23 protein-coding genes and 1 tRNA gene are annotated in these 20,510 nt (G+C 62.5%); 17 read left to right on the top strand and 7 right to left on the bottom strand.

Features of this window, described 5'->3' with window-relative positions:
- From tolA to ACY693_RS03150, 8 genes are all read left to right on the top strand, one after another.
- A partial coding sequence (gene tolA, locus ACY693_RS03185; RefSeq protein ID WP_462320382.1) for a cell envelope integrity protein TolA occupies positions 1 to 693 on the top strand: 693 nt, incomplete at its 5' end.
- A 26-nt stretch (positions 694 to 719) separates the two neighbouring features.
- Positions 720 to 2,024 (top strand): Tol-Pal system beta propeller repeat protein TolB, encoded by a 1,305-nt coding sequence (gene tolB, locus ACY693_RS03180; RefSeq protein WP_462320385.1) that lies wholly within the window; start codon positions 720 to 722, stop codon positions 2,022 to 2,024.
- Positions 2,025 to 2,093: 69 nt separating this feature from the next.
- Positions 2,094 to 2,612: a peptidoglycan-associated lipoprotein Pal gene (pal, locus tag ACY693_RS03175; RefSeq protein ID WP_462320381.1), complete on the top strand. Its 519-nt coding sequence runs from the start codon at positions 2,094 to 2,096 to the stop codon at positions 2,610 to 2,612.
- Between the two features lie 13 nt (positions 2,613 to 2,625).
- The gene (gene ybgF / locus ACY693_RS03170; RefSeq protein ID WP_462320380.1) at positions 2,626 to 3,552 is read left to right on the top strand and encodes a tol-pal system protein YbgF; all 927 of its coding nucleotides are present in this window, start codon (positions 2,626 to 2,628) and stop codon (positions 3,550 to 3,552) included.
- A 36-nt stretch (positions 3,553 to 3,588) separates the two neighbouring features.
- Complete coding sequence (locus ACY693_RS03165) at positions 3,589 to 4,494, top strand: D-hexose-6-phosphate mutarotase (protein ID WP_462320379.1); 906 nt, start codon at positions 3,589 to 3,591, stop codon at positions 4,492 to 4,494.
- 1 nt (position 4,495) lies between these two features.
- The gene (glnE, locus tag ACY693_RS03160; RefSeq protein WP_462320378.1) at positions 4,496 to 7,354 is read left to right on the top strand and encodes a bifunctional [glutamate--ammonia ligase]-adenylyl-L-tyrosine phosphorylase/[glutamate--ammonia-ligase] adenylyltransferase; all 2,859 of its coding nucleotides are present in this window, start codon (positions 4,496 to 4,498) and stop codon (positions 7,352 to 7,354) included.
- A gap of 59 nt (positions 7,355 to 7,413) precedes the next feature.
- Positions 7,414 to 8,334, top strand: coding sequence for a branched-chain amino acid transaminase (locus tag ACY693_RS03155; protein WP_462320377.1), 921 nt, complete (start codon positions 7,414 to 7,416; stop codon positions 8,332 to 8,334).
- 61 nt (positions 8,335 to 8,395) lie between these two features.
- A complete protein-coding gene (locus ACY693_RS03150) occupies positions 8,396 to 8,593 on the top strand; it encodes a zinc-finger domain-containing protein (protein WP_462320384.1) in 198 nt (65 codons plus the stop codon).
- A 21-nt stretch (positions 8,594 to 8,614) separates the two neighbouring features.
- Here ACY693_RS03150 and ACY693_RS03145 read toward each other — a convergent pair whose 3' ends face one another.
- On the bottom strand, positions 8,615 to 9,016 hold the full coding sequence (locus ACY693_RS03145; RefSeq protein ID WP_462320376.1) for a DUF2177 family protein: 402 nt from the start codon (positions 9,014 to 9,016) through the stop codon (positions 8,615 to 8,617).
- A 403-nt stretch (positions 9,017 to 9,419) separates the two neighbouring features.
- On the opposite strand from ACY693_RS03145, the gene ACY693_RS03140 reads away from it, so the two are divergent.
- Entirely contained in the window at positions 9,420 to 9,833 is a 414-nt protein-coding gene (locus ACY693_RS03140) for an H-NS histone family protein (protein ID WP_462320375.1), read from the top strand.
- Between the two features lie 10 nt (positions 9,834 to 9,843).
- Here ACY693_RS03140 and ACY693_RS03135 read toward each other — a convergent pair whose 3' ends face one another.
- Together ACY693_RS03135 and ACY693_RS03130 are read right to left on the bottom strand one after the other, a co-directional pair.
- The gene (locus ACY693_RS03135; RefSeq protein WP_462320374.1) at positions 9,844 to 10,734 is read right to left on the bottom strand and encodes a sirohydrochlorin chelatase; all 891 of its coding nucleotides are present in this window, start codon (positions 10,732 to 10,734) and stop codon (positions 9,844 to 9,846) included.
- 172 nt (positions 10,735 to 10,906) lie between these two features.
- A complete protein-coding gene (locus tag ACY693_RS03130) occupies positions 10,907 to 11,218 on the bottom strand; it encodes a cupin domain-containing protein (protein WP_462320373.1) in 312 nt (103 codons plus the stop codon).
- A gap of 139 nt (positions 11,219 to 11,357) precedes the next feature.
- Here ACY693_RS03130 and ACY693_RS03125 point away from each other — a divergent pair, with 139 nt between their 5' ends.
- The 3 genes from ACY693_RS03125 to ACY693_RS03115 all read left to right on the top strand — a co-directional run bounded on the left by ACY693_RS03125 (position 11,358) and on the right by ACY693_RS03115 (position 13,972).
- A complete protein-coding gene (locus ACY693_RS03125) occupies positions 11,358 to 12,356 on the top strand; it encodes a zinc-dependent alcohol dehydrogenase family protein (RefSeq protein ID WP_462320372.1) in 999 nt (332 codons plus the stop codon).
- A 144-nt stretch (positions 12,357 to 12,500) separates the two neighbouring features.
- The gene (locus tag ACY693_RS03120; RefSeq protein ID WP_462320383.1) at positions 12,501 to 13,169 is read left to right on the top strand and encodes a tRNA 2-thiocytidine biosynthesis TtcA family protein; all 669 of its coding nucleotides are present in this window, start codon (positions 12,501 to 12,503) and stop codon (positions 13,167 to 13,169) included.
- A gap of 149 nt (positions 13,170 to 13,318) precedes the next feature.
- Positions 13,319 to 13,972, top strand: a complete 654-nt coding sequence (locus ACY693_RS03115; RefSeq protein WP_462320371.1) for a chemotaxis protein CheW — start codon at positions 13,319 to 13,321, stop codon at positions 13,970 to 13,972.
- A 15-nt stretch (positions 13,973 to 13,987) separates the two neighbouring features.
- Here ACY693_RS03115 and ACY693_RS03110 read toward each other — a convergent pair whose 3' ends face one another.
- The gene (locus ACY693_RS03110) at positions 13,988 to 15,478 is read right to left on the bottom strand and encodes a phosphomannomutase (protein ID WP_462320370.1); all 1,491 of its coding nucleotides are present in this window, start codon (positions 15,476 to 15,478) and stop codon (positions 13,988 to 13,990) included.
- A 183-nt stretch (positions 15,479 to 15,661) separates the two neighbouring features.
- Here ACY693_RS03110 and ACY693_RS03105 point away from each other — a divergent pair, with 183 nt between their 5' ends.
- Positions 15,662 to 16,474: a hypothetical protein gene (locus ACY693_RS03105; RefSeq protein WP_462320369.1), complete on the top strand. Its 813-nt coding sequence runs from the start codon at positions 15,662 to 15,664 to the stop codon at positions 16,472 to 16,474.
- A gap of 135 nt (positions 16,475 to 16,609) precedes the next feature.
- Positions 16,610 to 17,188 (top strand): DUF302 domain-containing protein, encoded by a 579-nt coding sequence (locus ACY693_RS03100; protein ID WP_462320368.1) that lies wholly within the window; start codon positions 16,610 to 16,612, stop codon positions 17,186 to 17,188.
- A gap of 17 nt (positions 17,189 to 17,205) precedes the next feature.
- Here the strand turns inward: ACY693_RS03100 and yihA are convergent, their stop codons facing one another.
- Both yihA and moaC read right to left on the bottom strand, forming a co-directional pair.
- Complete coding sequence (gene yihA / locus ACY693_RS03095) at positions 17,206 to 17,817, bottom strand: ribosome biogenesis GTP-binding protein YihA/YsxC (RefSeq protein WP_462320367.1); 612 nt, start codon at positions 17,815 to 17,817, stop codon at positions 17,206 to 17,208.
- The gene (gene moaC, locus ACY693_RS03090; protein WP_462320366.1) at positions 17,814 to 18,365 is read right to left on the bottom strand and encodes a cyclic pyranopterin monophosphate synthase; all 552 of its coding nucleotides are present in this window, start codon (positions 18,363 to 18,365) and stop codon (positions 17,814 to 17,816) included. The genes yihA and moaC overlap by 4 nt, the downstream gene beginning before the upstream one ends.
- Positions 18,366 to 18,556: 191 nt before the next feature.
- Here moaC and ACY693_RS03085 point away from each other — a divergent pair, with 191 nt between their 5' ends.
- The 3 genes from ACY693_RS03085 to ACY693_RS03075 all read left to right on the top strand — a co-directional run bounded on the left by ACY693_RS03085 (position 18,557) and on the right by ACY693_RS03075 (position 20,311).
- A complete protein-coding gene (locus ACY693_RS03085) occupies positions 18,557 to 19,129 on the top strand; it encodes a LemA family protein (protein WP_462320365.1) in 573 nt (190 codons plus the stop codon).
- Positions 19,130 to 19,301: 172 nt separating this feature from the next.
- Positions 19,302 to 19,460, top strand: a complete 159-nt coding sequence (locus ACY693_RS03080; RefSeq protein ID WP_462320364.1) for a hypothetical protein — start codon at positions 19,302 to 19,304, stop codon at positions 19,458 to 19,460.
- Positions 19,457 to 20,311 (top strand): class I SAM-dependent methyltransferase, encoded by an 855-nt coding sequence (locus ACY693_RS03075; RefSeq protein ID WP_462320363.1) that lies wholly within the window; start codon positions 19,457 to 19,459, stop codon positions 20,309 to 20,311. Before ACY693_RS03080 ends, ACY693_RS03075 begins: the two co-directional genes overlap by 4 nt.
- Positions 20,312 to 20,336: 25 nt before the next feature.
- Here ACY693_RS03075 and ACY693_RS03070 read toward each other — a convergent pair.
- A tRNA-Cys gene (locus ACY693_RS03070) sits at positions 20,337 to 20,410 on the bottom strand.
- Positions 20,411 to 20,510: the final 100 nt, after the last annotated feature.

Raw genomic sequence — 20,510 nt, 5'->3', positions numbered from 1 at the left:
GAGCGCCAAGCCGAGCGCGAGCGCCAACGACAAGCGGAGCTGGAGGCCCAGCGCCGAGCTGAAGAGGAGGCTCGCCGTGAGGCCGAGCGCCAAGCCGAGCGCGAGCGCCAACGACAAGCGGAGCTGGAGGCCCAGCGCCAGGCCGAAGAAGCCGCTCGGCGTGAGGCCGAGCGCCAGGCCCAACGTCAGGCCGAGCTTGAGCGTCAGCGCGAGGAGCTGCGCCGTATCCGCGAGGCCGAGCAGGCCGAGGCGCGCCGACGCGCTGCCGAGGAGGCCGAGCGTGAGGCAGCGGCCGCGGCGGCGCGTGAGCGCGCGTTACTCGAGGCGCTGGAGGCCGAAGAGCAACGCCAAGTCGGTGCTGGCGGCGACGGCACCTCTGGGCCTGGAGTCCGGCCGAGTGCAGCCACGCAGGCTCAAATCGCCAGCCGCTGGGTGCCGTTGATCACCAGTCAGGTCCGCCAATACTGGGTGCGGCCGCAGGGTGCTGATGCCGATCTGCGCACGGTGGTGAATCTGCGTCTCGAGCCTAGCGGCGCCGTGGTGCCCGGCAGTGTTCGGGTCGTGGAGCGCAGTGGCAAGGCCGGGTTCGATCAATCCGTGGTTGCCGCCGTCTATCGAGCCTCACCGCTGCCGGTGCCCGACGGTGATGAGTTCGAGCTATTCCGCGACTTCAATTTTGTCTTCCGGCCTTGAGTCGGTCCTTCGAGGGAGACCAGATGATGCAACGCCTACGCCTCGCGCTGACCACAAGCCTGGCCTGTCTATTGATGCTCGCACTCGGGCAGGTGCATGCCAAGCTGACCATTGAGGTCACGGGCGGCGTCGAAGGTGCGCAGCCGATTGCGGTGGTGCCCTTCGGCGACATCGATGGTGCGCGGCCCCCAGTCGACCTGGCTAGGGTTATCAGCGACGATTTAGCGCGCAGCGGTCGCTTCCGTGCGATGCCCCGCAGCGAGATGTTGAGCATGCCCCATCGCCAGGATGAGATCGACTTCCGGGAATGGCAGCTGCTTGGCATGAACACCCTGGTAATCGGCGAGGTGAGACCCGCCGAGGGTAGCGGCTACAGCCTGCGCTGGAGCCTGTTCGATGTCTTTAGCGGCAATCAGCTTGCCTCTAACTCACTGCGCTCAACCGAGCGCGGGCTGCGCAACGCCGCACACCGGATCGCCGATCAAATCTATCAGAGTCTCACCGGCGAGCGCGGCGTGTTCGCAACCCGGCTCGCTTATGTGACCTCCGGCAGTCGCAGCGCTGATTCGCGGGTGACGCTTCGTGTCTCTGATGCCGATGGTTTCAACCCGCAGACCATCGTCGACTCGGCTGAGCCGATCATGTCGCCGGCCTGGTCTCCTGATGGACGACGGTTGGCCTATGTTTCATTTGAGAAACGCAAATCCGCCATCTTCATCCAAGAATTGACCACAGGTCGGCGCGAGCGGATTGCCAGCTATGAGGGCATCAATGGCTCGCCGGCGTTCTCGCCGGATGGCCGCAAGTTGGCGATGACCTTATCGAAGGATGGGAGCCCGGATATCTATGTGATGGACCTGGCGTCGAAGCAATTGACCCGACTGACCGATCATTACGCGATCGATACCGAGCCGGCCTGGTCACCAGACGGCAGTCACATCATCTTTACCTCGGATCGTGGCGGCCGCCCGCAGATCTATCGGGTTGCGGCAAGCGGCGGCCCGGCGCAGCGGGTCACCTTTGAAGGTGACTATAATGCAGCGGCAAGCTACTCGCCCGATGGCCGATCGATGGTGATGGTGACACGCATTGGTGGCCAGTTCCGCATCGTCGTTACCGACGCCAATGGCGGCTCGCGACGCCTATTGAGCAGGGGGGCTCTCGATGAGTCCCCGAGTTTCGCGCCTAACGGCAGCATGGTAATTTATGCAAGCCAAAACAATGGCCGTGGCGTGTTGTCCGTGACTCCGATCGCCGGCGGTGCAGGCCAGCGCTTGTCACAAGAGTCCGGTGAGGTCCGGGAGCCGGCCTGGTCGCCGCTTACACCCTGACCGCAGTCAACCTGGACGGACCCTCATGGTCCGTGCGCTCATCAACACCTTGCCATCATTAGGGTCCTCATGATCGAACGTCTGCTTCCGTTGCTGCCCATCGCAGCCTTGGCGCTCAGCGGCTGTGCGACGCAGAAGGCACCGCCCATCCCGGATACGCCGAGCGCTGATGAGCTGAATGCGATCGGTGGACGCGCTGGCTTGGACACGCGCCCGCTGGTGCAGCCCGAGCGCTCACCGCTCGATGACCCCTCAAGCCCGCTCTATCGCAAGGTGATCTACTTCGATTACGACGCCTCGGAGATCAAGCCGGAGTATGCCGACCTGCTGCGTGCCCATGCCAGTTACATCTTCAACACACCCGGTGTGCAGGTCACCCTCGAGGGCCACAGCGATGAGCGCGGCACCCGTGAGTACAACCTTGCCCTAGGTGAGCGGCGCAGCCAAGCGGTGCAGCGATTCCTAATGGCTGAGGGCGCCCCCGCCGAGCGACTCAGCACCCTGAGCTACGGCGAGGAGCGCCCGGCCGACCCCGGACGCAGCGAGGGCGCCTGGCAACAGAATCGTCGGGTCGAGCTCGTTTACTAAGAGGGCCTTCAGCATGCTGCACAATCGTCTAACCGCGGCACCGGCCGGGCTCCTACTGGGGCTGGTCATTGGCTGTATCCCGACGACCTCGGTGCTGGCCGCTGATCCAGCCGTCGACGCACGTCTTTCGCGGCTCGAGCGGATGCTGAATGAGCGCTCGCTCTCCGATCTCGTGCTGCAGATCCAGCAGCTCCAGCAGGAGGTGCAGGATCTGCGGGGGCAGGTTGAAACCCAGCAATACCTGCTGCGTCAGAAGGGCCTTCGAGGACCATCGTCGCTCGGCTCTGAGACCTCGGGGCTGAGCCGTCTTGATGCGGGGTCTGCCGCTGAGGGGGGCTCGTCCTTTGGCGGCGGTGACCCCTTCCGTGCCCGTGTGCGGAGCCCAAGCTCGCTCTCCTTCGATCCTGTTCTCGATGACAGCAACGGCGGCGCTTCCAGCCGAGCTGATGGCCCCGCCTTTGACTTGCCTGGGCAAGCATCGACGTCAGCACCACAGCAAGCAGGCGCTGAGGACACCGGCATGCTCGCGCTGCCGACCCCTGAGACCGCTGCCGGCGGTGAGCGCGACCTCTACCGTGATGCCTTCGAGCTGCTCAAGGCGCGTGACTATGCGGCCGCCCAGACGGCTTTTGGCGAAATGGTTGAGCGCTATCCGCAAGGGCAATTCGCGGATAATGGCCGGTATTGGCTGGGCGAGATCGGCTATGTCACCCAGGACTATGCGGCAGCGAAGAACGAATTCAGCCTTCTGGTGACCAATTATCCGCAGAGTCCGAAGGTCCCCTCAGCGATGCTAAAGCTCGGTTATGTGGCCTATGAGCAGGATGAGCTCGGTGAGGCCCGTGAGCTGCTTCAGGAGGTCGTGCGCCGCTTCCCAGACACCACCGAAGCCCGGCTCGCGCAGGGCCGACTCGATCGGATGCAGCGCGAAGGGTCTTGATTATCGCCTTATTTTGCAGACCGCGAGGAGTCCCTGATGGATATCGCTCAAGCCAATGAATCGCTCGGCATCCCGGGCGTGCTATCGATCTGCGAGGGTGATGGCGGCCTGACGCTGATTCGGGTCGAGAATGCCTTTGCCAATGCGTCGATCTCGGTGCAGGGTGGGCAGGTACTCTCCTATTGTCCGGTCGACGCCGCGCAGGACCTGTTGTTTGTGAGCCGGCAAGCCTATTTCGAGGCGGGCAAGGCGATCAAAGGCGGGATTCCTGTCTGCTGGCCTTGGTTCGGTCCTGACCCGGAACAACGCGGACGCCCCGCCCATGGCTTTGTGCGCAATCGCGACTGGCACTTGTTGGCGACTGAGGCGCGGGTCGACGGCAGCACGCGGGTGCTGCTTGGCCTGCGCGATGATGAGGGCAGTCGGGCCTTATGGTCTCATGCCTTTTCGTTGGAGCTCGAAGTGACCATCGGTGAGACCCTGGACCTGGCGTTGATCAGCCAAAACACCGGTCAGGCCCCGATCGTTATCACACAGGCGCTGCATGCCTACTTCAGTATTGGCGATGTGCGTCAGGCCCAGGTGCTTGGGCTCGCCGGTCATGACTACCTGGACAAGCTTCAGGATGGCGCTCGAGCGGCTCAGTCTGGTCCGGTCAATGTCGACGGACCCGTCGACCGGATCTATCTGGATAGCACCGAGACGCTGGTGATCGATGATCCGAGCCTTGGGCGCAGCATCCATATCGAGCGCGAAGGCAGTCGCTCCGCGGTGGTCTGGAATCCCTGGGTAGAGCAGGCGCGTGCGATGGGGGATTTCGCAGATGATGAGTACCTGCGCATGCTCTGTGTCGAGACCACCAACGCCGCTGAGGATCGGGTGACGCTCGGTCCTGGCGAGCGGCACCGGCTTGGCTCGAGCTATCGCATCCATCAGGAGTGAGATGCTAGAGCCCCAACCGAGCACGAACGAAGGCCATTGGCAGCAGTGGCTGGACTGGGCGACCGAGCATGCATTGACCCTGCCTGCGGATCAGGCTTTCGAGGAGGCACGCGTCCGCGTCTGGGAGGCCAGTGAGTTTGTCGCGCTGACCTGCGCCCGTGATCCGCAGAGCTTTGCCAGTCTGCTCGAGACCAACGCGCTCACGCGCTCGTTTGCGGCCGATGCCATTGCTGACCAATTGCGTGAGACGCTCGCCGGGGTCGCCGATGAGGAGGCCCTGCAGCGGGCATTGCGGCGCTTTCGGCGCCAACAGATGCTGCGCATCATATTCCGAGACCTGGCCGGCTGGGCCGAGCTCGACGAGACCCTCGAAGACCTGAGCGCGCTCGCTGATAGCTGTATCTGTGAGAGCCTGCGCCTGCTCGAGCAATGGACGCGCGCCGAGCTCGGCGTGCCGGAGGATGGTCATGCACGGCCGCAGTCGCTGCTCGTGCTGGGCATGGGCAAGCTGGGTGCGCGCGAGCTCAACCTGTCGTCCGATATCGACCTGATCTTCGCCTTTCCGAGCGCTGGGCGTATACAAGGCAGTCCGCGCGAGCTGAGTGTCGAGCAATTCTTCACGCGTCTGTGCCAGCGGCTGGTCAAATCACTCAATGCCAAGACCATCGATGGCTTCGTATTCCGGGTCGACACCCGTTTGCGGCCGTTTGGCGATGCCGGACCGCTGGCGATGAGCCTCGATGCCATGGAAGGCTATTACCATTCCCAGGCACGGGAATGGGAGCGCTACGCGATGACCAAGGCTCGAGTGATTGCCGGGGAGCCGGAGGCCCGAGCCGAGCTTGAGGCGATGCTGCGGCCCTTTGTCTACCGCCGCTATCTCGATTTCGGCGCGATTGCCTCACTGCGTCACCTCAAGGTCCTGATCGATCGCGAGCTCAAGCGCAAGGGTATGGCCGACAATATCAAGCTTGGCCCCGGCGGCATCCGTGAGATCGAGTTCATCGGCCAGTCGTTCCAGCTCATTCGCGGCGGTCGTGAGCCCGACCTCCAAGTCCGGCCCATTCAGCAGGTGCTAGCGCTGCTAGGCCAAAAGGGTCTGCTCGAGCCTGCAACCGTTACCGAGTTGACCGAAGCCTATCGGTTCCTGCGCTTGACTGAGAACCGACTGCAGGCCTGGCGTGACGAGCAAACGCATACCTTGCCAACTGCACCTCTCGCCCGTGAGCGGCTGGCGCGCTCGATGGGCTATGAGGATTGGCAAAGCTTTGACGCGGTCCTCAGCGCGCATCGAGCCTGTGTTCAACGCCATTTCGATGCCGTCTTCGCCGATCCCGATGAGCGTCCGCAGGCGGGGACGTCGGTTGCTGCGCTCTGGGAGCGGACACCGGAGCAGGCAGAGGTGGTCGCGCTGCTACAGGAGTCGGGCTTCGCTGACCCCGATGCGGCTTGGCAGCAGATCGTCGATTTCCGCGACACGGCCCAGCGAAAGGGCCTGTCGAGCCGGGGTGTTGCGCGTTTGGGGCTGGTGATGCCGCGGCTGCTGGAAGAGGTTGCCGCCTCGGGGGCGGCTGACCTGACACTGAGCCGGGTGCTCAAGGTGCTGGAGGCCGTGCTCGGCCGCACCGCCTACCTCGACCTCCTCGCCGAGCATCCCGACGCACTGCATCAGCTGGTGCGGCTCAGTGCCAAGAGTCCGTGGTTTGGTGAGCGTACTGCGCGTCAGCCGCTGCTTCTCGATGAGCTGCTTGATCCACGTCGGCTGTTCGAGCCCTTGCACCGCGTCGATTTGGAGCAGGAGCTCGATCAGCTGCTCTCGGGGGTTGATGCGCATGACCTCGAGCAGCGCATGGAGCGGCTGCGGCAGTTCGCGCAAGGCAACCGCCTGCGCGTCGCAGCGGCTGATGTGACTGGGGCCATCCCGCTGATGGTGGTCAGTGACTATCTCACCGAGATTGCCGAGGTTGCGACCGGGCGCAGCGTGGAGATGGCCTGGCAAGACTTGGTCGAGCGCCATGGCTGCCCGCCTGGGACGCATCGAGAGGCTCCCGGCTTCAGTGTGATCGGCTATGGCAAGGTCGGCGGCCTCGAGCTCGGCTACAATTCCGATCTCGACCTGGTGTTTCTCTATGACGAGGCGACAGCGGGTCAGACGACGGATGGACCACGGCCCATTGCCAGCGAGCAATTCTATGTCCGGCTCGGGCAGCGGCTGATCCATGTGATGACCACGCCCACCTACTCCGGTGTGCTCTACGAGGTCGACATGCGCCTGCGCCCCGACGGCAATAAGGGCATGATCGCTCGCTCGCTGGCCTCATTCACCGATTATCAGGCGGAGAGTGCCTGGACCTGGGAGCATCAGGCGTTGGTGCGTGCGCGTCCAATCGCTGGTGATCAACGACTCGGCGAGCGCTTTCAGCAGGCTCGCGCTGCAATCCTGCAACGACCACGGGAGCCGGATCGGCTACGCGAGGAGGTCTGCTCGATGCGCGCCAAGATGCGCGCCAATCTGGATAAGACGCGGGAAGGCTGGTTTGACCTGAAACAGGGCGCGGGTGGTATTGCGGACATCGAATTTATGGTCCAATACGCGGTTCTGCGCTGGGCCTGTGATTATCCCGCCTTGACGACCTGGACCGACAATATCCGCCTGCTTGAGACGCTCATCAAACAGGGATTGCTGGCCGAGTCGGTCGGCGCTGAGCTGACGCAGGCCTATAAGGCCTTGCGTGCGGCCTATCATCGCCATGCGCTGCAGGATACGGCGGGACTGGTCGAGGATACTCAGCTCGGCTTGGAGCGGCAGTCTGTCACGGCCATCTGGCAGCAGCTGATGGAAGCCAGCGCGGCGGACTGACCGATGGCACTCTCATACCGCCTGCGTTGCGCGGGCGTTCGTACCGGAGCTTCACAACGATGACGATGCACGATCGTGATGGCCTCATTTGGCACAACGGTGAGGTTGTGCCCTGGCGAGAGGCCCAAGTGCATGTGCTGACCCACACGCTGCACTACGGCATGGGCGTGTTCGAAGGCGTTCGCGCCTATGAGACCCTGCGCGGTCCAGCAATCTTTCGTCTGCGCGATCATACCCAGCGCCTATTCAATTCGGCGCACATCCTCGGCATGCGGATGCCCTATGACCGCGAGACCATCGACGAGGCGCAATGCATTGCTGTGCGCGAGAATGGCCTGCGCTCCGCCTATGTCCGTCCGATGTGCTTCTACGGCTCTGAGGGCATGGGGCTGCGCGCTGACAATCTGCGCGTTCACTGCATCGTTGCCGCTTGGGACTGGGGCTCCTACCTGGGTGAAGAGAACATGACCAACGGCATCCGGGTGAGGGTGTCCTCCTTTACCCGGCATCATGTCAACGCCACCATGTGCCGGGCCAAGGCCAACGGCAATTACATGAACTCGATGATGGCCTTGCAAGAGGCCATTCGTGATGGCTATGACGAGGCACTGCTGTTGGATGCCGAAGGCTATGTGACCGAGGGCAGCGGTGAGAACGTCTTTCTGGTGCGCGATGGCGTGCTCTATACGCCTGAGCTGACCTCTGCCCTGGACGGCATCACCCGGCGCACCATCATGACCTTGGCCGACCAGATCGGCCTCCAGGTGGTGAGCAAGCGCATTACCCGTGATGAGGTCTATATTGCCGATGAGGCCTTCTTCACTGGCACCGCGGCGGAGGTCACCCCGATCCGCTCGGTCGATGGCCGCGAGATCGGCATCGGGACGCGAGGCCCCATTACCGAGCGCTTGCAATCCATGTATTTCGACGTCGTTCAAGGCAATAGCGAAGCGCACGCCGATTGGCTGACCTACCTCTGACGACAGGCTGCTTAGAGAGTAAGACCCGATGGAAGAGCACATCATCGACCCCGCACTTGATATGACCGGTGTAACGCCACCGCCAGCGGACACCAACGCCCGGGTCGTGACTGCAAAAGACCTGCCCCTGAGCTGCCCGCTGCCCGAGGATGAGGTCTGGAATATGCACCCCCGCGTCTATCTGCCGATCGATGAGGAGCCCAGCGGTGAGCTGACCTGCCCCTATTGTGGTGCGCGCTATCGGCTTCAGCAGGACTGACCCTAGGTCAATGCCTGGTAGTTATACCAGCTGTTTGCCGATGAGATGGGCGCCAATAGCGACCAGCGTGCAGAGCGTGATGCCCCAGGCTGTATCGACGATGACGACCTTCATCGGCCAGTCTGGCAGTGTTGCACGGTTCGTCAGCTCATAGGTTGCATAGGTGAAAAAGCCAAAGGCGGCCGCCCACAGCGCGGTCTTGCGCAGCGAATCAGCTGCCAATCCTGGCGCGACCGCAAACAGAAGAATCCCGACGATATAGATCAAGTAGAAGATGATCGCCGCTGGCCAGTCCACGCGATCCGAGAGGAGATGGTTGAGATTGTTGCGGTAGAAGTGACGGGCAATCACCCCGAGCCAAAGCATATCGAGGAGAAAGAACAGGGGCACCGTCAGCAGGTAGAGCTTCAGATAGAACAGCACGATAGTGTGACCTCAATACGGGGAGTAAAGAATAAGCAAGCCGTGGATGTCGATTGGTTCTCATAACGAAGAGACTGAACCGGCTTTGACTCGTTTTCGGCTTGACTTTTCCTTGTTTAAGTTTAGATTAATGCGGGTGACCATCAACCTGCCGCTGGAATCCTGCTTCCGGCAGCATCAATAGCGCCAACAGGCGTGATCAGCATCGCAGCCATCGCATCGCTTGCGGCGAAGAGCCAGCGCGATGCGGTGGCTGCTCGACTGCGATCAATGCCTCTTTTTGCGACCGAGCGTTCGGTAGCCGAAACGCTATCCGGTGATCAGCAGGGTTACAAGCTGCCTAGCAGGCGCAACGCGCGCGCTGGGCGTTATGTTTTTCATCGATACGCCCCGGAGGGGATGAGTGGAATATCAACATCTTTCGGCAGAAGAGCTGAAGAATCAGATTGAACAGACCAAGCAGCGCGAGGCTGAGCTGAAGAAGGCCCTCGATCAACGTTGGCAGACGGAAAAGACTGAGCTGGCCCAAGAGATCAAGGACCTGATTGATGCACGTGGCCACGACGCTGAGGAGATTGCCAACCTTCTGATGCCCTCAGGCAAGCGTCGCCGCGGCAGCGGCAGCACCGGAGCCAAACGGGCTGGCACTGGCAATTACACCCGTTACGTTGATCCGGAAAACCCGGACAACGTCTATTCCCGTGGTGTGCTGCCTCGCTGGATGAAGGACAAGATGGCAGCCCTTGGCCTGAATTCGGGCAACAAGGAAGATCGCGAGACATTCAAAGCGAATTATCTGCAGGCCGTCCAAGACTAGGGTCTGGGCGCTAGGCGTAAGCCGATGCGCATGCGAAGCGGGGCAGGGATGCCTCGTTGTTCGCGCCCAGGGCGGTATTGGCCCGGTCGGTGAGGATATCAAGTAGTCCAGGATCATCACCAACCAGCCGCGAGATACGAATCTCCAGACCAGGAAACTGCTCCTGCGCTCGCTCGCAGATCGATACCACATCACCGTCCTTTCCGGCATGGCGTCCCGGCCCGATGAACTGCATCCCAACCACCACCTGAGCCTGCGGCTCGCGTTGGCCAATGTCAGTCAAGGCCTCCTCAAGCAAGGCGCCGTTAAAGGCATATTCAGCACCAGCGCGTCGCTCCATTGCCGCCTCGCTAAGGCGATAATCGCCTTTCGTTAGGGTTTCGAGCTGAGCGGCCAACCAGCGGCGGACCGCGGTCACCTCCGGAATCGGGGAACCGTGATCGACCAGCAACGCGCGCGGTGACAATTGATTCGGCGCATTCCGACTCAAGTCGCAGATCGCTGTGCGAATGGCGCGATCCAGGATCATCGCAAGCCGTGGCTCTCCAACCGGCAATGGACAGAGTTCATCGGCGACGTCGATGCAGACGTTAGGACCAACAGCGTTGACGCGTGCAACCGTTTCCGGGATCAGCTTAGTCAGGGCCTTGCTGGGCCCGAAGAAGAGGGGCACGGCGAGAAAGTCTGTTTGACCCTCGGCCGCCATGTGCACGAGGAAGGGCTCTAAGGTGTCCGCGGGGCGACCATCGAGTTCCTCTGCGGGAATGCTTGAGGAATGCTGCAGCGAAACCGGGTGAACGGGCAGACCGAGTCGGTTGCCGAGTGCAGCGCTCAGTCGGCGCAGCGCGAGCGTCGCGTCAGCACGGCGCGAGCCATTATCGACAAGCATGATCGTTGTCATCGGATGCTGCTCTCCTGGATTAGCCCTGCATTGGACCCATGTCGGCCCCGCATCGGCCGATTATTGGCATAGACAGGCGGCAGACGATGCATCCTGCCGCGAGCCGGAGAGATCGCGGCAGTCGTCGCGGTCTTCAACCTTCACCTGTTATGTACCGCGGCTGGCCCCGGGGCTAGGCTGAGCGGACGGCGTCAAGACTGACGACGGGCTCGTCGCCAACGACCTCCGCGGTATGGATCACATGCTTGGGCACAATCACCAGGTCCCCGGCCTCCAGCACGACCTCTTGGCCCTGCATGGTGATCCGAAAGCGGCCGGATAGCACGGCATCGATCTTGTCCTCGGCGTGATCGTGCGCGGGAAAGAACATGCCGGGCGAGTAGACATAGCGGCTGACCTGGTAGCCGCGCCGCTCGAGCTTGTGCCGCATCGCGACCTCATTCAAGGGTCCATCATCCCCTGGGTGCCAATGTTCGATCTGCATGCGGTCCTCCAACTCAGGCACCGGTGCCCGATGATCTATACGATAACCTGTAGTGTAAGCCCTGTAGTCGAAGCAGTGAGCCATGATGACGCCGTGGCTGACTCGATGTTCTCTACCCTCACAACGACGAGGAGACCCCATGAAGGCGATACAGATGCGTGAGCCCGGCGCACCGGATGTGTTAACTCGGGTCGAGCTGCCGGAGCCAGAGATACAATCGGCAACCGATGTCCTGGTCCGCCTTGAAGCGGCCGGCGTGAATCCGGTTGATACCAAGATTCGTGCTCGTGGCACCTTGGTCCCCGAGACCCTGACCGCGGTGCTGGGCTGCGATGGTGCAGGCGTGGTCGAGGCCGTTGGCGAAGGCGTGACTCGGTTTCGGCCTGGTGATGCGGTCTGGTTCTGCCATGGCGGCTTGGGTGGGCCGCATGGCAATTATGCCGAGTATATTGTTGTCGATGAGCGTATCGCGCAGCCCAAGCCCACATCGCTGGATTTTGTCGAGGCGGCTGCTGCCCCCTTGGTCCTGATCACCGCCTGGGAGGCGCTCTACGACCGTGCTCGCCTGCGCGAGGGACAGCGCGTGCTCATCCATGGTGGTGCTGGCGGTGTTGGGCATGTCGCGATCCAGCTTGCCCGCCCGGCGGGCGCAAGGGTCGCCACCACGATCAGCAGCGCCGACAAGGCCGATCTGGTGCACGATCTTGGCGCCGAGTACGCGATCAACTATCGGGAAGAGTCGCTCCGCGATAGCCTGGCTGACTGGACCGAAGGGCGTGGTGTCGATGTCGCGTTCGATACCATCGGGCCGGCCGTGTTTCGTGAAACAATTCCACTGATAGCGGTCTATGGCGACCTGGTGACGATCCTCGATCCCGGCCCCGACCTCGACCTCAAAGAGGCTCGCAACCGCAACCTGCGGATCAGCCTCGAGCTGATGCTGACGCCCCAGTTGAGGGGCTTAACGGCAGCTCTCGATCACCAAGGCGAGATCCTGCGCCGCTGCGGCGAGCTGTTCGATGCCGGCAAGCTGCGGGTGCAGGTCGCCGAGAGCTTGCCGCTCGAGCAGGCTGCCGAGGCCCATCGCCGGCTTGAGGCCGGTGGGATGACGGGCAAGCTCGTGCTGCGGATGAGCTGAGGCATGTCCGAGTCCGCCCCGTCAGAGTCAACCTTGCCAAAGACAGTCCCGCCAAGTCTCGTCGCCCCCGAGCGGCCCCTGCAGCTACCGCGTCCACCCAAGTCGCTGCTGCGGCAAGTCGGTCGAGCAATCGCGGACTTCGAGATGATCCGTGATGGCGATCGCATCCTACTGGCCGTCTCTGGGGGCAAGGATTCACTGTCGCTGCTCGAGGTGCTGCGGCATCTCAGCAGCTATGCGCCGGTGCGCTTCGAGCTGGCGGTGCTGACCATCGATCCCGAGGTGCCGGGCTTCGATCCGGCGCCACTTACCGAGTGGTATGCACAGCGCGGTTTGCCTTGGCACTATGAGCGCCAGCCCATCATGGAGCAGGCCCGTGAGCACATGGATGGTGACTCGTTCTGCGCCTATTGCGCACGGATGAAGCGGGGGATCATGTATCGGTTATGCCGGGACCAGGGCTACAACGTGCTCGCCCTCGGACAACATCTCGACGATCTCGCCGAAAGCCTGCTGATGTCGATGTTCCACGGGGGGCAGCTTCGGACCATGAAGGCGCATTACCGCAATGATGCCGGCGACCTGCGCATCATCCGCCCCTTGGTCTACTGTCGCGAGCGGCAGATGCGCGACTTCGCCAGCAACGCCGGACTGCCGGTGGTGCCCGATAGCTGCCCGGCCTGCTTCCGGATGCCGACTCGGCGCGAGCACATGAAGGTCCTATTGGCACGGGAAGAGGCGGATCATCCGCATCTGTTCGCCAACCTCCTGCGCGCCATGCGTCCGTTGCTGCGTGAGGGACCGACTGACTGACAGCTTTGGCGCGAGAAATCAGCGCCAAGGCGCAAAAAAACCGAAATATAGACTAGGCTTAGCGCAATGACGCCGGGACACTAACCATCGAGTTCGGTTGGCCCGGTCTCTAGGTTGGTCAGTCGGCCGCTACGGCCCGGAGGCCCCGAATGATCTCTGTCGAGTGCCAGGCAAGGCCGATCTCGCCGTCGCCCTGTTTGAGTGCTACAACCGAGTGCGTGGTTTTTGCGCTCTGTGCTCAGACCTATGCCGTCGCCGCTGCCAGCCTGCGCACCTGCTTATCCTTGCCGCGCCTGACCGCACTCGATGACACCCCGGCCTATCTGGTGGGTGCCTTTGATCTGCGCGGTGAGCTTGCCCCGGTCATCAGTCCGGCCGCGTTGGACGGATCGACGCTGCCGCCCGCTGCGAGCCGCGATCTGCTGATCGTGGTCGATGCGGGAGGACATCCGCTCGCCTTGCATGCGGACACCATGCTCGGGATCGAGCCACTCTCTGCTCCATCGTCTCACCTAAGCCATCTCCCCCCTTGGAAACAGCGCTTGGCCTCGGTTGGAAGCGGCGTGCAAGTAAGCTTGAGTGGCGGGGAGGCGTGCTATATCGAGCCGTCGCTAATTGAGCTAGTTGCCGACATCGACATCGACAGCGGTACCGAGCAATCTGCCGACGAGCGCTTGTGGACCTTTGAGCGCGAGCTGGATACGGCTGCCCTTGCCTTGCTGGAGACCCGCGCCGAGCGTTACCGGGGCCTGCCGCGAGTGGGGCAGAGTCGCCGAGCTTGGCGCACAGAAACGCAGCGCTGACTGAGGTTTGATGTCCTAGGCGCTGCGCCAACGCTCCAAGATTGCGAGGCAGCGCCGGCTTAGATCCTTGGCTCTCTCCGGACTGTCTGCCTCGGTGTAGGCACGCAGCTCGGGCGCATTGCCGGAAGGGCGCAGATGCAGGATATCCCCAGAGACGAGCGTCATGCGGATGCCATCGGTCTCATCAACCTCGGCCACGGGACCGAAGTCGGCGGCAAAGATGCGGTCCAACGCGGCGCGATCGGCCGCGCGGTCGCCGGTTTGGAAGGCGGCGAAGCGTGCTTCGCTGAGCGCCGTCGGAAAGTCCTTGAGCCGATCACTATAGGTGAAGCGTTGCGGGAGTGACTGCGCTAGGGCCGATAGCGGCTGGTGAGTGGCGCGGGCGGTGCCGATCAGCGCGACGGCTACGATCACCGCATCGCGGGTTGGCAGTGCTGGTAAGACTCGGCCTTGATGCTGGATATCGGATTGGGTCAAGAAGCCGCCGTTCGCCTCGTAGCCGACAACGGGCGCTATGCCTCGCGCAGACAAGGCCTGCATGCCAGCGATCACATAGGGTGAGCCGATACGAGTGCGCAGCGTCTCGCGAAACCAGCCGCTGCCCTCGAGGGCCGAGTTGGAGCTGATCGGCGTCACCACAGCAGCGGCGCCTAGTGCCTGTGCACAGAGGATTCCGGCGATGTCACCGCGCAGCCATTCACCTCGCTCGTCGCCGATCAAAGGCCGATCACCGTCACCATCGGTGGAGACCAAGGCGTTGAGGCGTCCATCGGCGCTCCACTCGCGCGCCAGAGCGACGTCCTCGGCGCGGATCGCCTCAGTGTCAACCGGGAGAAAGGTCTCCGAGAAGCCCAGGCGCTCTACCTCTGCGCCGAGCCCGGTGAGCACCCGAAACAGGGCGTCGCGGGCAACACTGGAGTGCTCGTAGAGTCCGATGCGCTGGCCGGCGAGCCAGTCTGCTGGGAAGAAATCCAGATAGCGCGCGATGTAGTGCTCGAGTGCTGAAGGCTCCTCGGGCGGTAGGGTACTGTGACTGGCATCGATGAAGGCCCCAGCGGCGTCGAAGAGTCCATCGGGCACCTGGATGGCTTGTGTCCGAATCCCTTCCTCATCCTGCTTCAGGATCTCGCCGCTCGGCAGATTGAACTTGATGCCATTGCGGTCGTCGGGGATGTGGCTGCCAGTAATCATCATCGTGGGCCAGCCGTTGGCGATCCCATAAGCCGCTAGGGCTGGTGTCGGAATGCGACCGAGATTCACTGGTTGACAGCCGATATCGGTCACCGCCTTGGCACAGGCACCGAGGATGCGCGGCGTGCTGGCGCGAAAATCGCCAGCGAGGCCGACCTTGCTGCCTGTCGATAAGGCTCCGATGCCGAGCAGGTAGCGCAAGAAGCCTTGCGCGTAGGCGTAACAGACCAGATCGGTCATGTCTTCGACCCGGCCACGTGCACCGCTGGTTCCGAACTTGACACCGGTCTCGGCCATCAGGTCGCCAATCTGCATGCGCTGATCTCCCACTTCTCATTCCCCGCGAATCCCTTCATTCTATACCCTATTGAGCAATCATCTTGCTCTCTGGAGCAAGCGCACCGGCCCTTGGCCTCGCTTTCTCGGCTTCGGCAACCGTGCTATGGTCGCCGCGTTCTTCCATCCACCACGCCACCCAAGATGAGGAGTACCACCACGATGTCCCAACAAGCGATCTTCCAGAAAACGATGTTTCCGAAAGGCCTCTTCCTGTCAACTGTATCCGCCATCGCGCTCAGCATGAGTCTTGGCTCGGCTGCGCTCGCTCAGGAAGCGGCCGCTCCGGCGGCGCCTGCCGCTGAGCCGGCTGCAGAGAGCGCGCCAACCCAACAGGCGGCCCAACAGCCGAGCCAGCAAGCGCCCGAGCAGCCTTCTGAGCAGGCGGCACAAGGAGCCGAGCAGGCGCCAGAGGCGCAGGCCTCGGAGCAAGGCCCAGAGCAGGCCGAGGCTCAGCCGCAGCCGTCGTCGGCTGACAAGATGGAAGCGATGCGCGCCGAGATGCAAAAGCGCTACGAGAAGGCGATGCAAGAGCGCGCCAAGCGCATTGAGGAGATGCGGGCAAAGGCCGAGCAGCGTCGCAAAGAGATGCTCGAGCGCTATGAATCGTATCGGGCGACCATCGAAGCCATGAGCGATGAGCAGAAAGAGGCCATTGCCGCGCTCTTCGGCGGTGCCGCCCAGCCCGAAAGGCCACCGATGGCCGGTCCAGCCTATGGCCAACCGCCGCAGGCCGGCTATGGCTACGGCCCCGGCTATCCAGGGCATGGCTACCACGGCATGCATCCCAATTGTAAAGAGATGGGAGCGGGCTGCCCGCGCATGCATCCGATGCCCATGATGCATGACATGCCCGAGATGCCGGACATGCCTGAGATGCCAAGTATGCCGGAGATGCCGCCGATGCCCGAGCGTCCGGCGATGCCTGAGATGCCGGCAGCACCCAGCGTTGGCCCAGCCGCATCAGCGAACTGATCGGGCCGCCCCAACTAGCTCTGAGCTAGACGTCACGCATCGGAGCCCGCGTCCGGGCTCCAGCCGGCCCACAGGCCGTGCAGCGGCTGTCTGCGCGACCGTCGGCCGGTCCCGATAGCCTGTTCGGAGTCTGGCATGACATTGATCCGTAATCTGCTCGCGGTCATCGGCGCGCTAACCCTGATCCTTGTGATCGCGATCGCCCTGTGGCTGATGCCGCGCCTCGCCGACTTTGATCCGGAATTCCTCCCGACCTACTCCAGCTTCGCTTCAGACCTGCTTGAGACCGGCGATCCGGGCACTGCGATGATGTGGTCGGTGCCCGTGGAAGAAGACCTCAGTACCGACGAGGTGATCGATTCGCTGAAGAGCCTTGCGACCACCAATAACCTGCTCTTCGTCGGCGAATCGCCCTTCTATCAGCAGGTCGAAGCCGTCACTGGCGAAGACTATCGCTATGTCAACTTTCTGTCGTTCTGTGACGCGCAGGTTGGCAAGATGATGCTCGAGTACCGCAATCATTACAGCGGCTTCATGCCCTGTCGCATTGCGTTGGTCGAGGACCGTGAGGGTAAGCTCTGGCTGTTCTCGATGAACCTGGATTTTATGATCTATGGTGGTCGGGAGCTTCCACCGGAGCTGAAGCAGGAAGCGATCAGCGTTCGCGACACGATTCGCGCGATGATGCAAGGCGCCGCCGTTGGCGAGTTCTGAGCGCTAAGAAGGCTGTGCTACAGACCGAGCCAGTGCGAGACCTGGTCTTGAGCCTGGCTCAGACCGATCCGGCTGACCGACGAGAAGGCGAGCACCTGAATCGGCACCGGAGCGTTTGAGATCGCCTTGCGGACCTGCGCCAAACTGCTCGCAGCCGCGCCGCGCTTGAGCTTGTCCGCCTTGGTCAGCAGCAGGAGCAACGGCAGCTCGGCGGCGACGCCCCAGTCGATCATCTGTTGGTCGATGTCGGTCATGGGGTGGCGGATGTCCATTACGACGATGAGTCCCTTGAGTGATGCCCGACGCTCCAGGTAGCGCTCCATCAGCTGCTGCCAACGCTGCTTGATCGAGAGCGAGACCTTGGCGAAGCCATAGCCAGGCAGGTCCACGAGCCGCCGCTCGTCGTCGAGCCGAAAGAAGATCAGCTGCTGCGTGCGCCCCGGGGTCTTGCTCGTGCGCGCCAGTCCCCGCTGATGGCAGATGGCGTTGATGGCGCTGGACTTGCCGGCGTTCGAACGGCCTGCGAAGGCAACCTCATAACCGCTATCCTCGGGCGCTGCAGCCAGTTCTGGCGCTGCGCTGAGGAAGGCGGCGCGTTGAAAGACCGGATTTGTGATCGGCTCGCTCATGCGCTGCGCGTCCAGTGTCCGCTGCGTCCGCCGCGCTTCTCGAGCAGGCTGACGCCATCGATGATCATGCTACGGTCAACCGCCTTGCACATGTCGTAGATGGTCAGCAGTGCGATCTGCACTGCACAGAGTGCCTCCATCTCGACCCCGGTGCGACCGCGTGTCGCCACCGTCGTGCGGCACAGCACGGCAGCGTCGATACCAGCGTCCGCAGCGGCTGTTTCAGCTCCTGCCGTCCCGACCAGCGCCCCACCGTCGTCAGCGCTTCGCGGTCGCTGGATCTCGAAGCTGCAATCGACCTTGGTCAGCGCCAATGGATGGCAGAGCGGGATCAGATCTGCGGTGCGCTTAGCGCCCATAATGGCGGCGATCCGCGCAATGCCGAGCACATCGCCCTTGGCATGACCACCTTGCTCGATCAGACGCAGGGTCTCGGGCTGCATCCGAATGCAGCCCTCTGCGCGGGCGATGCGGTCGGTCTCGGGCTTGGCCCCAACATCGACCATCTGTGCCTCGCCCGCAGGGTTGAAGTGGGTTAATCCGCTCACGTCACCTCGCCAACCTCATCTGAAGACGCTGGAACCATAGCACGGGCGACAAAGGCCCGGTGCGAATCGACTACCATTGGAGACGGCGATCGCGTTGATCGCGCTGCTGTGAGCCCGGCAGCCAGCTGTGATCGCAGCGAATGCCCGTGCCGTCTCTATTGCTCGAGCTTCACTGCTCTGAGAGGTGCCGAATGAGCCTGACGTTGATCATCGTCCTCGTTGTCGTTCTCGTGATCGGGCTCTATGCAGGGGGCATCTATAACAACCTGGTGCGCTTGAAGCATCAGGTCGCCAAGGCTCGGTCGAATATCGATGTGATGCTAAAGCAGCGTCATGACGAGCTGCCGAGCCTGGTGGCGGTCTGCCGAGAGTACATGAGCTACGAGCAAGAGACGCTAGAGCGCGTGGTCGAGGCGCGCTCGGCGGTTTCCACGGCCCGTGAGCGCGGCGATGTGCGAGGTCTAGGCCAGGCTGAGGAGCGTCTTCGGGCTGGACTCGATCGACTCTTCGCCCTCGCCGAGCATTATCCGGAGCTCAAGGCTAACGCCAGCTTCCAACAGCTCTCGCAGCGCATCTCCTATCTCGAAGACAGTATCGCCGACCGCCGTGAGCTCTACAACGACAGCGTCAACGTCAACACTATGCGCATCGAGCAGCTGCCGGACCTGCTGATTGCCCGTCTCTTCGGCTTCAAGCCCTTTGAGCTGTTGGCGTTTGCCGAGGCACGCCAAGCGGTTGATGTGCGCCGGCTGTTTGGCCACTAATAAAGCACCTCGAGCCCGGATGCGAGCCAGGCTGCGAGCCCGGATGCGAGCTCGCGGACGATGGCCGACCAACTGGCGTCTGCGACCGGTGAACAGGGCTAGGGTCTGCGAGAAGCCGATCGCGAGACGGACCCGATGCGGTGAGTGAACGACTGATGTCAGGCCTGAGCCGATGCCCGATTATTTTGTCAACCTAGCCCGCGGCGCCGATGCGGCTGGCTTCTGGGGTGCTGTCCTCTCGAGTCTTGGCGTTGGTGGGCTGCTGTTGCAGCAAGGTCTCAGTGCCTTCTGGCGTCTTCGCCTGATCCATGACAAGAGCCCGAGCCAATGAACGAGATCACCCTGAATCCGCCTCTCCCCAATGGTATCGAGCTGCCCGCTGACCGAGTGCTCGGCTTCCTGGGCCGCTATCCTCTACCAGATCAGATCGGCGCAGGATGGCTAACGCTTGATCCGAACTATGCCATTGAGCTGATAGAGCTGCTCTACGATGCGAGCGGCGAAACCCCAGCACTCTTGGAGCTCTTTGCCAGCCAGATCCTAGCCAGGCTCCCTGCGCAAGGGAGCGCTCAAGACGTCGGCAGCGGCCGAGGCCGGCTGCTCGAGCTGTTCCGCGACTTCCAGCGCGTTCAGCTTATCGAGCGCGACCCGCTCAGCCTTGCTGGCCTGCGCGCCGCGGATCAGAGCCTAGCGCTGGGCGCGGATATTTTGCATGCCGATTACAGAGCGCTAACGCAGCAGAGAGAGCAGTTCGATCTCGTCTGTTTCACGCACTCGATCTATTACTTCGACCAGGACTGGGGGGAGCTGGCGCGGGCAGCCTTTGCCTCGGTCAAGCCGGGGGGAAGCCTGGTGTTCACCCTCAACGGCGATGAGGCTGATCCCGCCGATCTGCCAGATCATCTTGCGGCCTTAGGCTATGCGGGGCTTGCACCGCTCGACATTGGAGGCTTCGTTGATGCTTGCACCCAGATCGATAATGCAGAGTTCCGCGTGTACCGATTACCGCTGCGCATCCCGTACCAGCACCATCCTGACTTCCTCGTCCACATGGCACGCATCTTCCTGGAAGACCACGGTGTACCGATCCCAACCTGGCAGGTTCGTGACTACCTCAGCGCGAAAAACCTGCGGCTAGGCTTCGTCGACAAGATCGTTGTGCTCGACAAAAAAGCCCGCTAGTGCGGGCTTTGGTGCTTGTAAACATTGGAGGCTGAGGTCGGAATCGAACCGGCGTCCACGGCTTTGCAGGCCGCTGCATAACCACTCTGCCACTCAGCCAGACCCCTTAGTTTACGGCGATTCCCAGATCTTGTCACGCAACAAGGTGCGTTTGGCTTGGTCGGTCGTGGTCACAGGGGTTACCATTGAATCAAGCCAG

The sequence above is a fragment of the Halochromatium sp. genome, assembly GCF_054919635.1.
This window is presented reverse-complemented; position numbering and strand designations above follow the sequence as displayed.